Consider the following 12,454-nt stretch of genomic DNA (forward strand, 5'->3'; position numbering starts at 1 on the left):
TCCCTTCCGATAGCTCCCTAGCATACAGTCCCTCCAGCAGCCTTGTAGCGTTCATCACTCATCTGCACTCGACTATTCTCAAGGACACTCCCAGGCACCGCCTTCTTTCCGCCACCGGCACGCATCCAGCTCTCCTCAAGAACGTCGAGATCTTGCCCAGGGTTCGCCCTACCAAGCACCTCAAATGTAAATGACTTATTTGGGTAATCTCTCGCATGCTCTCGCTGACGCTTCAAGAAGCGAGCCCAACTCTTCGCCTGACCAACGTACTCCTCCCCAGTGATCAAATCAGTTCGCAAGTACACAACGCCTGGAGGTGTCGGAGGAGTCGAATTATGAACCAGCACTGGGGTTTCCCCCGCCAGCACATAGTACGTATGCAGGTCCGAGACTGTCAGATTGTACGTGACGGCGCGCGCCAAGTACGTCCTGGCACTCACCACTTCGACTGCGCTACCACCGTCGGTGCGTAGGCTCATTCCAGGCCTAAGGTCACCGGCGTCTATCCACTTCTGTTCACTCTCAGACCAGAAGGGGTGATGCTTCGTACTAACAACGAGGGAAACACCGCCGGCCGCCGCGACCTTGAGCTCTACGTATTCCTTGTCAGCATCGGTTTTGATCAGCGAAGTCACAGTCTCGACTGCCGTCTCGCCTGAGACGGGATCGGTCGCAAGAACCCTGTCTCCCGTTGCGACTTCCTCAATCTTTTTCACAGACCCGTCAGCCAGTAGAACTTCACTGCCAGCCACGAAACTGTTTGGACATCCACCCTTACTGGAAGATCTTGGCTTTAGACCTAGAGCGCGTACCCCGAGGCCGCCTGCCAGGGATTCACCCACCCGTTCACCGAACGTCTTGTCGTAAAGCGGAGAGTCAATGTTCCTTCCTGTTTCCAGTGCCTCTAGCCATGAGTAACAGGTGACAAATTCACAGTAGTTTGATCGGAAGTATTCAATCTCCTCACTCTCTGCACCAGCTGCCCACATTTTGAATGAAATCTGGTCGACGACGCTTCCGTTAGTCGGGTCATACTTCGCCGCCATTTGCGCGAACTTCTTGCCGCCCACGGTAGAAGGCCTGCGGGGCCACTTCTTGTGCGGTCCGCTGTCGAGGAGAACTACCTTCTGAATCGCTGCGTATGTTGCATCAATGATGGTGGTGCCATCCCACGCACCCCATTGGGTGTTCTCGTAGAACGTGACGCCCTTACCTCCGGATCCGTCATCGAGCTTGAGTCCGGTGGGATCGGAGTTGGTAACGGGGTTTCCGTTGGAGTAGGTGTACCCGTTCATTTGGAGCGGGTCGGTGAGGTCTACGAGGGGGTCGGCGGAGATGAAGCGGCCTGTGGTGGGGTCGTATTCGCGGGCGCCGATGTGGGTGAGGCCTGTGGTGGGGTCGTCGATTCCTACGCCGAGGAAGGTGTGCCGGCTGGGCCAGTTTCCTTCGGCGCCGCGGGGGTTGCCGTAGGGGTCGAAGGCGCGGCGGGTCACAGCCTGGTTGTTGGTCTGCTCGACGGCGACGGTGGAGGTGTTGTGGTGGTCGGTGAGCAGGGCGGTGAGCTTATGGCCGGTGGTCTTGCCTGCGGTGGTGCGCAGGGTGGTGGGTGCGCCGGGGTGGGTGTAGTAGCGCTGCGCGTCGGTGGCTTGGCCGGTGGTGTTGACAGTGATCTCGGTGTCGCCGAGGTAGAGGGTGCGGGTGGTGGCATCGGCTTCAAGGAGTCGGTTGCCGCCCGCGTCGTAGAGGTAGGTGACGTCGGTGGTGCCGTTGTTGTCGGTGTCGGCTGAGGTGACCTTGTTGCGTCGGTCCCAGGTGAACTTGGTGGTGGTGCCGCCGGCGGTGATGCGCTGGGTGGTGTTGCCTGCGGGGTTGCTGGTGTAGCTCTGGCGCAGGGTGTAGGTGGAGCCGGTGATGTTCTGTGTGGAGTTGACTGCGGCGAGGGTGTGGGGTTGTGCGAGGGTGCTTTGGGTGCCGTTGTTGGGGACGGTCTTGCCGTAATCGTAGGTGTACTTTTCGGCGGGCTTGGTGCCGGCGGGGTCACGGACCGTGAGGCTGGTGCGGTTGCCGATTTCGTCGAAGGTGTAGGACTGCCAGTAGCCGGAGCCGTTGATGCCGGGGGTCACTTGGGTGGCGTCAGGGGCACGGGCTCCGCCTTCGGTGGTACTGGTGGCGCAGGTGGTGGTGCCGGTCCAGGCGTTGATGAGTCGGCCCATGGGGTCGTAGGCGAAGCATTGTTGCTCGGTGGCGACGACGGGGGTGCCGTTGGTGATGTTGGTCTGTTTGTCGGTGAGGGAGGTGATGTTGCCTGTGGTGTCGTAGCCGTAGGTGAGGGTGGAGATGTGGGCGTTGGGGATGGTGGCTTCGCGCAGGCTTTCGGTGGTGTTGAGTCGGCCGGTGTGCTGGTCGTAGTCGTTGGTGGTCCACAGGCGGCGGGGTGCGTCGCCGGTGATGGTGCGCAGGACCTGGCCGTGGGGGCTGTAGGTGGTGCCAGCGGTGTACCACTCGAGGCCGGAGGTGGTGAGGGGGGCGCCTTCGCCGCTGTAGCGGGTGATGACCTTTTCGGCTGCGAGGCCGCCGGGAGTGGCAGGGAGGTTGACTGCCTGGAGCTTGCCGGTGGGGGTGTATTCGTAGGTGTAGGTGTAGTCGCGGGCGAGGCCGGTGGTGTAGGTGTCGGCCGGGATGGTGATTTTGGTGCCGGTGGGGCGGTACTCAGTGTCGTAGCCGGTGACTTCGCTGGTGTAGGGCTTGGCGTTGTTGTAGCGGATGGAGGCTACGGGATGGCCCTTGGCACCGGGGAGGGTGTCGTACGTGTATCGGGTGACGAGGGGACCCGTTGAGGAGTCGTCTCGTGTTTCGGTGGTGCGGCCGAGGTTGTCGTAGAGGGTGTACTGGACCTGGCCGAGGGTGTCCTTGGACCAGATGCGCTGGTCGAGGTTGTTGTAGCCGAAGGTGCCGCCGCCGGTGTCGGGGTCGGTGGAGGCAGTGACACGGCCGCGGGTGTCGTAGGTGTAAGTCCAGGTGTTGTTCTTGTGGTCGGTGACCTTGGCGAGCTTGCCGCGGGTGTCATAGGCGTAGGTGGTGACGATGCTGGCGGCGTCGCTGATGGGGAGCGTGGTGTAGTGCTGGATCTTCGTGGTGCGGCCGAGCGCGTCGGTCCAGGTCTTCACGGCGCGACTGCTGGCCAGGGGGCCGGAACCGTCGGGCTTCATCGCGGTCCGTACTAGCGTCCGGTCACCGTAGTACTGGGAGGTGGTGGTGTGCTGAGGCTCGTCGTTTTTGAGGGTGGTGACGCGGGTAGGGCGGCCGAGGCCGTCGTAGGAGGTCTTGGTGGAGTTGGGGACTTCGAAGACGGTCTCGGGGAAGAAGGTCTCGGCCTTGGGCTCGCCCGGGGCGAGGTAGGCGTTCTTGGTCTCCCGGACGGTGCCGCTGGGGTTGTAGAGGGTGTCGGTGACGATCATTCCGCCGCCGAGGGCTTCGCTCTGGACCTGGCGCGGGCGCAGAAGGCCGTCGTAGATGGTGACGGTGTCGTCGTAGGTACCGTTGTCGCGCAGGGTGCTGGTGGTGACGGCAGGCACCTTGCTGTCTGCAAGCTGGTAGGCGAACTTGACGGCAGCCTTGGCCGTTGCGGGGGTCTGTGAGGCGGTCCAGACGTCTGTGACGCGCCCGAGTTCGTCGTAGCTGTTGGTGACGGTGCGGTTGTTCGGGTCGGTGACGGTCAGTGCCGTTCCGCGGCCGGGGTCGTAGCTCGTGGTGGTGGTGTGCCCTGCGGCATTGGAGGTGGCGATCTTGAACGCGGGGCCGGTGGCGGGCGTGTAGGTAGTGGTGGTGTCGTTGCCGGCTGCGTCAGTGACCTTGATCGCGCGGCCGAGGGCGTCGTAAGCGGTGCGTGTACTGGTAATCCAGCCGGTGCCTTCGCTGTCGACAGTGTCGATCTGGAAGGCGAGACCCTTGGTGGGCTGAGTGCCAAAGTTGTTGAGCGCGTCGTAGGACGTACGTGATTCGCTAATGGTCCGCTCGGGCGCGGGCCCTGCAATGGCGCACGATCCAGTCGCTGTGCGGGTATGCCAAGGCAGGCCGATGAGGTTGGTGCTGGTGTTGTGCACGTAGTCCGTGGTAATGCACTGCTCGTCGACGGTGCCGCTTACGGCGTCGCTCACGGTGGTGTGAATCCTGAGCGGCAGGCCGTAGGGGTTGATGACGCCGGTGGTGTCGTCGTAGGCGGTTTCGGTCAGGGTGCTACGCGTGCCGGAGCTGGTGTTCTCGATCGTCTGAGCAGTGACAGTGCCGGTGCGGTAGGCCTTCAGGTCGGGCAGTCCGCCGCCGCGTACTCGCCTGGCGGTCTCCTTGGCGTACGGCGTTTCGAACGTGCGGGTGTGAACGGTGGCGGAGGCGGCGCTGGAGGTGTAGGTGATGGTTTCCGCCACGCGGCCCTGGTAAGGCAGGAGGTCCTTGCCTAGCTCGACGGTGTTACTGGAGTCCTTGACGGTGATCTCGGGGCGGCCAGCGTCGCCAGACATGCCCCGGAAGTAGCGGGTGGTCGTCTTGGTCTGCTCGGTCTTGTCGTATCCGCCTGAGGTACCGGGGTAGTTCTCGCCGCGGGTGACGGACACCCTGGCGTATCCGCGCCACTGGTTGTAGGTGCGCAGTTCGGGCTTGGTGAATTCGTCGGTGTCCTTGGCCCAGGCGGCACCGGTTTCGCCTGCTACGCCCGTGTAGTCGTAGGTGGTGACCACGTCGGGTTGGCCGGTGGCACGGTCCTTTTCGATGACGCGTTCGACGACGTACTTGTTGAACCACTCCAGGCCGGGGTTTTCCAGGTCGGGGTCGGGTGACCAGTGGACCGGGTAGCAGCGGCTGGTGTTGTTCTCGGGTTTGGTGGTGGGGGTGCCGGCGGGGCAGGGGGCGGAGTAGTCGATGAAGATGTCGCCGCCGGTTTCGGTCCGGATGGTCTCTACGCGCAGCCGGTCGAAGTCCGGAGTCGGGTCGTTGGTGGCGGTCTTCACTCGGTTGGGCATGTCGACTTGGTTCGGGATGAAGCTGACGGCCGGCGTCGCTTCGCTGCTCTGGTTGCCCTTGCTGTCCGTGGTGGTGCCGTAACTGGTACGGCTGATGGAGTCCAGCCACAGCGGCGGGTGGGTGTCGGTGCGCTGCTTGGGGAACGACTGCTGGAGTGTCCAGGTGTCGACGCGGGACAGTGCGGTGGAGCCTGACGTGCGCTGGCCGTAGGTTTCGACTGCCTTGAGGCGGAGGCGGGACCAGAAGGTGGGTGCGGTGACGTAGCAGCGCTCGGTGGTGCCGGTCTTGCAGTGCAGGTTGGCGGGGGTGTCCCACCAGGGCTGCTTGTCGGCGTAGCTCTTGGACTCGAACTCGCTGTCGGAGCAGGCGGTGGGGCCTTGCTTTTCGCAGCGTTGGTCGACCTTGAAGACGACCTTGCCGGCGGGCGGTCCGGTGAGGTTGTCGCTGCGCAGGCCGTAGAGGATCTGGGTGGGGTAGCCGCCGCGGGTGTACGTCTCCGCCTGCTGCGTCTTGCCGTTCTTGGCGTACCGGTTGGTCTCGGGGGTCCAGTCGATGATCATGGCGTTGCCGTGGATGTCTTCGACGTAGTCGAGGTTCCAGCGCCATGCCTGGGTGCAGAAGGAGGAGGCGTAGGTGGTCTGGTAGCAGGGTTCGCCTGTGTGGTTGCCGACGACGGGGACGGTAAAGGCGGACTTGGTCAGGGTGCGGCTTCCAGCGCTTCCGTCGAGGTCGTTGCGGCCGAAGTAGTAGCGGGTGCCGTCACGGGTGGTGACGCGCCAGTATTCGCTGTCGTACTTGCCGGTCTGCTCGGCCTTGGGCTGGCCGTTCTTGTCGAGGTATTCGACCTTGGCGCCGTCGTCACTGGCCGGCACCCAGCGGCCGTCGGCGTCGTGGACGAGTTCGGTGGTGTTGCCGGCGAGGGACATGACGAGGTTGTCGCTGGCCCAGCACAGGTCCGACTTCTTCTTGTCGGTAGCGTTGTCGTTGTTCGGGCTGTTCTTGCGGTCGTCGGAGCAGGAGCGGTAGCGGCGTTCGACGAAGCCGGGGTTGTAGTCCCAGCCGTCGCCGATCCAGGAGGCCTGCCCGTTGGCGACGGACGTCTTGCCGTCGACGGCCTGGGAAGAGTAGGTGAAGGCGACCTTCGGGGCGGGTCCCGCCGGAGGCGCGGGGACTGCCAGCGGGTAGGTCCAGGTGAAGCCCCCGCTGCTGCCGCCGGCGCTCCAGGTGCCGGACGGGGAAAGCGGGGATGCCTTGTAGTTGCCTGCGGCGCCGGAGCCGGAGTCGGTGACGGCCAGGGCGACGGGGCCGCCGCCGGCCTGGGTGGACAGGCCCTGGACCGGGCTGTCGGCGGGGTCGATGGTGGAGCGCACCGTGTCCGTTGCGGGATCGTTCACGCTGGGGACGTCGATGGCGGTGTTGCACTCGGGCAGTTCAGGGGTCTGAAGGAAGCACGCGGGAAGCTGCTTGATCTGCAGGCGGCTGGCCCATTCCGTGCCGAAGAGATCGGCGAACTTGCTGTAGTCGAGCTCGAGGTCGATGGGGGTGGACCCGGCGGCGGGGGGTGTGACCGTGATGAGGGCGCCGTCGAGGGCCGACGCTTCGGTGGTGGAGCGGCTCTCGACCTCCACCTCCCACGTGCCGGTAGGGGCGGGCGGTGTCGGGTCTTCGGCGGTGGGACTCGCCTTGCCGATCTTCACCGGCAGGTCTTCCACCTGAACGAGCCCGGATGTTGTGGCCGTGAGGGTCGTTGCGCCCGTGTCCGCGGCCAGAGGCGTGTCATCGACGGGGACGTACTCGGCGGGGGGCTCGACTGGGGCGCCGGCCCAGCTGCTCCACTTTTCGATCTGGGCTTCGTCCGCGGGCGCCTTGGGGGTTCTCTGGAGCGGGGGCAGGACGACGCCTTGGGACTGCGGGTCGGTGGGAGGCAGTGCCCAGGCGTTGGTCGGCAGCAGCGCCATGACGAGCAGTGAGGAGACCGCCGCGCCCGCGCGGCGGCGTGCGCGCCGGGTGGCGGCGTTGCGCGGTGTGCGCTTGCCCCTAAAGGCGGGCAGGTGGAACGGACGTCCCTGGATGGACGAGGACATTGAGACCCCCACTTCCACCGCCGGCCGGGGTGTGTGCCCGCCGCGCGTGGAAAACGATGAATAGCCAGCAGATTGTGCAGGCCGTCACCACAAGAAATCCACAGTGTCGCGGTTTCCGTGAGGTCTGTCACCAGATAATTCGGGCTCTGCTTGTTCTTTTCCGGGCGGTCTTCACATGAGGTGCCATCGGACTTCAATCAGGGTCATGAAAGGCTGTTTCCGTCTTTATGGCTTACTCGAATGCATTTCGGGTACAACAACCTGTCAAGTAGTCCCGATCATGACGTCTTGACCCGATTGACCTGGTGTGTTGTCGACATGCGAGGTCAGCTCCGGGCTGAAGGAATCCTTTCCTGAAGCATCCGGTTCCACCTTTTCCTCGTGGCGGTCGGCTGGTGACGGAATCGTGAAGATGCGGCATGCTCGGCTGGCACACGTGTGCGCGTACACAGAAATTCCAAGGGCAGCTCGGCCTCCAGGCGCCCGAGGGGGAAGGAACCCATGGACGCCCCGATGCCGGAAGTACCTGAGGACGCTTCGCCGCAGGAGCAGCCTCTGCCAGCCGCTGGCGCGAAACGGCGCCGCGGTCGGCTCTATGCAGCGCTGGCCTCCGTGGTCGCGGCCGCGTTCGTGCTTCCGCTGGCAATGCACGAGAGCGGTGGACAGCCGAAGAAGACACCGCCCCGGAACGCCGCCGTCAAGCCGGCGGTCCAAACGCCAGACCCGGTCGGGGAGGCGATGCGCGAGGCCCGGCGGACTGGCAAGGACGTGGAGATCACCGGGGACCGCACAGCTCACTCCACGACGTGGGCGCAGCCTGACGGGCTGCTGCGGACGCGTACGTACAACGACACGATCCGTGCCAAGGTCGGCGGTGTCTGGAAGAAGATCGACACCCGTCTGCAGCGTGTCGAGGGCGGTTACGCTCCCGCCGCGGTGAACAATCCGCTGCTGTTCAGCGACGGCAGCGAGGGGTCGGGCCAGCGGGCGTCACGGGCGTCTAGCCGGCGTGTCTCTCTGGCCGGGGTCGAGGAGGGCATCGGCTGGAGCGAGCTGGTACGGATGGAGGTCGATGGCCACGAGCTCGTAGTGAGCTGGCCCGGTCCGCTGCCCGCACCGGATATCGACGGGCCGCGGGCCTTGTACGAGAACGTACGCCCAGGCATCGACCTTCTGATGACGGCACGCGACGGCGGCTACTCGCACGTGCTGATCGTGCACACCCCCGAGGCAGCCAAGGACCCCGTACTCGCGGACCTCGACTACCGGCTGTCCTCGAGCACCTTGACGTTCCAGCTCGACGCCGACAGCAACGTCGTGCGTGCCCTGGATCCGGCGGGCCAGGAGATGGCCGTCTCCCCCACCCCTTACCTGTGGGACTCGGCCGGCGAGGTCAAGGCAACCCTGGACGAATCCACCCCCGCACCTGCCCCCGAGCCGCCGACGGGACCCGCTGCCCTGGCTCTGCCCGGACTTGCCGGACCGCAGCCGGGAAGCCACGACGCGGTCCTCGACGCGACCCTCGACGGCCAAGGAGTCCTCGACCTGGCCGTGGACACGCGTCTGCTGCAAGACCCGGACGTCGTCTACCCGGTCTTCATCGATCCGACGTTCAAGGCCCGCAAGATCCACTGGGCTCTGCTGTACGACAAGTACCCCAACTCCAGTTTCCTGGACGGGCAGAACTTCAACGACGGCACCAACGAGGCCCGCGTCGGGTACGAATCCACGACCCAGGCCACCTCTCGCTCCGTGTTCAACTTCGAACACCCGATGCGGCTGCACGGGGCAACCATCAAGGAGTCCTGGGTCCGCTTCGTGCAGACCTACTCCTGGGGCTGTTCCGCACGCCAGTACAACCTCTACATGTCCGGCGCAGTCACCAGCTCAAGCGACTGGAACAACCCCCCCTCCCAAGGGCGCCTGATCGGCAGCCAGACCAACGGGCATGGCTACCAGTCGGGATCCTGCCCCGACAAGTGGGTTTCCACAGACTTCAAGTCGTTCGCCCAGGAAGGGGCCAACGAGGGCTGGGGAGGCATCGGCATCAGCCTGCGTGCCGCGAACGAGGCCGACACCAACGCGTGGAAGAAGTTCATGGCCAACGGGGAGTACTCCCCGTACATCGAGACCCTCTACAACCACACCCCCGAGGAGCCGTACCAGTCCGCCATGCGGATGACGCCGGGCGGCATGTGCGACATCACCGCCCCCTTCCCGTCCATCGGCAAGACCGATGTGACCTTCCGCGTCACCGGACGGGTCGACGACGGCTTCTTCCCGAAGCTCAACCTCAAGATCTGGCCCACCGGTGATGTCAATAACCCCATCCACGACGCCACCTACTCCCCCAACAGTGACGGCGCCATCGCAGTGACCCTGCCCTGGAGCCGCTTCACCTCCAACAAGACATACTCCTGGAGCGCACGCTCCCTCGACACCGAGGGCGGCATCTCGGCCTTCGGACCGCCCAAGACCAACAGCTACTGCCAGTTCTTCGTCGACCAGAACGCTCCTGCCAGCCCCGACATCGCCTCGGTCGTCTTCCCCGAGCCCGGCGACGACATGAATATCTGGTCGACCGTCGAGTTCGGCGCCGCCGGCAACTTCACCTTCAACACCAACCCCCGCGACACCGGGGTCATCAGGTACGAGTACAACCTCAACAGCCCCAACTCCGCCACCGCCGTCGACGTGGCCACCGCCCAGGGCGCGGCGCAGACCCGGTCCCTCAAACCGCCGATGGCCGGTGCGAACACCCTGTACGCCTGGGCCATCGACACCGCCGGTAACCGGTCGCAGCCCGCCAAGTACCACTTCTATGTCACCCCCAGGAAGGTCACCGACCCGCTCGGCGACACCACGGGCGACACCACACCCGACCTCCTGGCCATCGACGCCCTGGGCAATCTCCGCAACTACCCCTCCCCGCCCGGAGGCGACGTCAATATCCATATGCCCGCCGCCTACAACGCCACCGGACTCCTCGACGACGGCTACTGGGGCGACACCGCCACCACCCACGCTCTGATCAGTCACGCCGGCGACTGGTACCCCGGCGACGGCGTCAACGACATCATCGCCCGCATGCCCGACGGCAAGCTCTACCTCTACCCTGGTGACGGATACGGCAGCTTCAACACCGACGACCGGCTCGACATCCTGCTGCCCGCCGGGTCCCCCAGCCCCGCCACGCTCACCGAGCTCACCGTCACCGGCGACGTCACCGGCGACGGGCTCACCGACGCGTTCGCCGTCTCCGGGGACCAGCTGTGGGCCTTCACCGGATACACCGGAGGCAGTTTCACCAGCGCCCGCCTCCTGGCCGCCAACTCCTGGAGCGACCGCGACATCGTCAACGTCGCAGACGTCACCGGCGACAACATCGCCGACCTCGTCTTCCGCGGACCTGAAACCGAACGAGGACTGCTCCTGCGTCACGGCAAAGCCGCCACCGGCGGCGGGCTCGACCTCAACAGCATCTCCATCGCCGCCAATTCCGGCACCGGCAAGGACGAGGTCTATGGCACCACCGGCTGGTCCGCCACCAACATCCCCATGATCAAGGGAACCCCCGACGTCACCGCGGACGGCATCCCCGACCTGTGGGCCGTCAAGAGCGATGGCACCCTCCACCTCTACAAGGGCGGCCGCACCACCCACAGCACCGCCACCCTCGTCGGCGAAAGCGGCTGGACTACCGGCATCCACACCCTCGGATAAACAACCCCACCACTCACCACAAGCGGGGCCAGGACACCACCGTCCCGGCCCCGCCGGCACACCACCACCTCAAAAACCCCCAGCCCACGGCTTGGGCACCGGGTCCGGCAGAGCCCACCCGGAAACAACCCGCTGGCAGTGTGGCCATATCCCCACACTCACCCACCGGCACCCCGCCTGCCGGCAGGCACCACCGACACACCCACGCACGAAAGCGCGGGGGCCTTTCGTTCCGCACGGGCGGCACGAAAAGGGGAAGGAAGACATGTCCATCGATCCCTCAGACTTCACCGCGCGCCTTCGAGCCGAACGCTCAGACCCACAGCGCGAGGAACAGCTGCGCCGTGACCGGAGGAACCGACGGCGAAAGGTCATTCTGGGCGTGGGTGCCGGGGCACTTGTCCTGGGCGGTCTGGGAGCATGGCTCACGTCGGTCACCGGTGAGCGGCCCGAGAACGAGCCCTACGCGCCGCAGGCCCTGGAAGAAGCCCTGTGGCCCGACGCCTGGCCGGCCACGGTCAGAATGCCGTTCCGCGGATCGAAGGCCGCGGCCTGGAAGAGCGGTATCGAAGGCATGCCCCTGCCCGAGGCCAAGGCCGGGCCAGGCCTGACGAAGGCACAGGTATACGCGGGTCTCGACTCCGTCCACGACTTCCTCGTCGACACCAACCTGTCCGAGGACACCCTCACCGGCGCCACGCCCGCACAGGCGCTCGCCCTGACCGCCGCCGACGACCCCGCCCGCCGGCTCCTGGACCAAACCCTCACCCACCCCGGCGAAAACCCCGACCCGCTACACCTCGTCACCCGCTTCGACCCGGACGACGTACGCGTCCACGGCTCCCCCAGGACCGAAGGGACCATGACCTACCAGGTCGTCGCGGGCCAACTGCGTGTGAAGGCGGACTACACCTTCGTGTACGCCGTCACCAAAACCAGTGGCGGCAGACAGATCGTCCCCGACGGCCTCGAAGCCACCCGAGTCGTCGTCCGCCGCAGCCTCGAACTCACCGTCCACCACGGGAAAGTCAGACCACTCGTCTACAAGGTCGCCATCGGCAACAACGACTGCACCCGCCCCGACGACGGCTTCATCCATCCCCTCTTCTCCGACGACACGAGCAAGACCAAAGCCTGGCCCCGGACCGACCCCTACACACAACATCCCAGCACCGCCGACACCAACCCCTGCCACCAGCCGACCCACACCTGACGAAACCACCCGCGGCATCACCAAGCCGGCCACGGCCCGCTCAACCAGCCCTGCCACGCCCGGCCCGTCAGGCCATGACCCTCCAGCCAGCACCCCTACGCAAACGCCCGGCAAGCACGCCCCGCCGGTGATCGCCCACACGCCTCGTGAAGGACACACATGAGACGCCTCACCCGCCGCACGGCCACACTCTCCGCGGCCGCCGGGCTCCTCACCACCGCAACACTCCTCGCCCCGCCCACTGCCACCGCGGTGGACGAGCTGAGGCTGTCGGGGTACGACGTGGTGGCGGCGCCGCGTTCGCTGCCGCGGTTCTACCCGAGCGTCGAGTCCGGCACGACCCTCCCCGGGAAGGTCGTCATCGCCGTCGGCACGAAGCCGATGACCGACCCGGCAGGCGCCGGGGCGGGCCTCCCGG

At 65.6% G+C, this 12,454-nt stretch carries 4 protein-coding genes; 3 read left to right on the forward strand and 1 reads right to left on the reverse strand.

All coding sequences use genetic code 11. The features are described 5' to 3' along the window. Window positions 1-17: 17 nt before the first annotated feature. Window positions 18-7,100, reverse strand: a complete 7,083-nt coding sequence (locus tag ACFW6A_RS37400; protein ID WP_386646279.1) for a polymorphic toxin-type HINT domain-containing protein — start codon at window positions 7,098-7,100, stop codon at window positions 18-20. Between the two features lie 738 nt (window positions 7,101-7,838). Between ACFW6A_RS37400 and ACFW6A_RS37405 the strand changes: the two genes are divergently transcribed. The 3 genes from ACFW6A_RS37405 to ACFW6A_RS37415 all read left to right on the forward strand — a co-directional run. Next, window positions 7,839-10,823, forward strand: coding sequence for an FG-GAP repeat domain-containing protein (locus ACFW6A_RS37405; RefSeq protein ID WP_386646282.1), 2,985 nt, complete (start codon window positions 7,839-7,841; stop codon window positions 10,821-10,823). A 382-nt stretch (window positions 10,824-11,205) separates the two neighbouring features. Continuing rightward, entirely contained in the window at window positions 11,206-12,036 is an 831-nt protein-coding gene (locus tag ACFW6A_RS37410; protein WP_386646285.1) for a hypothetical protein, read from the forward strand. A gap of 159 nt (window positions 12,037-12,195) precedes the next feature. Next, a partial coding sequence (locus tag ACFW6A_RS37415) for a hypothetical protein (RefSeq protein ID WP_386646288.1) occupies window positions 12,196-12,454 on the forward strand: 259 nt, incomplete at its 3' end.

Origin of the sequence: Streptomyces sp. NPDC058758, assembly GCF_042746075.1 — a bacterium.
In the GTDB taxonomy this organism is placed as follows: Bacteria; Actinomycetota; Actinomycetes; order Streptomycetales; family Streptomycetaceae; genus Streptomyces.

Bases quoted from the DNA above. Each gene is read 5' to 3' on its own strand.
- ACFW6A_RS37405 (WP_386646282.1), top strand. From the start codon at position 7,839: ATGCGCGAGGCCCGGCGGACTGGCAAGGACGTGGAGATCACCGGGGAC.
- ACFW6A_RS37400 (WP_386646279.1), bottom strand. From the start codon at position 7,100: ATGTCCTCGTCCATCCAGGGACGTCCGTTCCACCTGCCCGCCTTTAGG.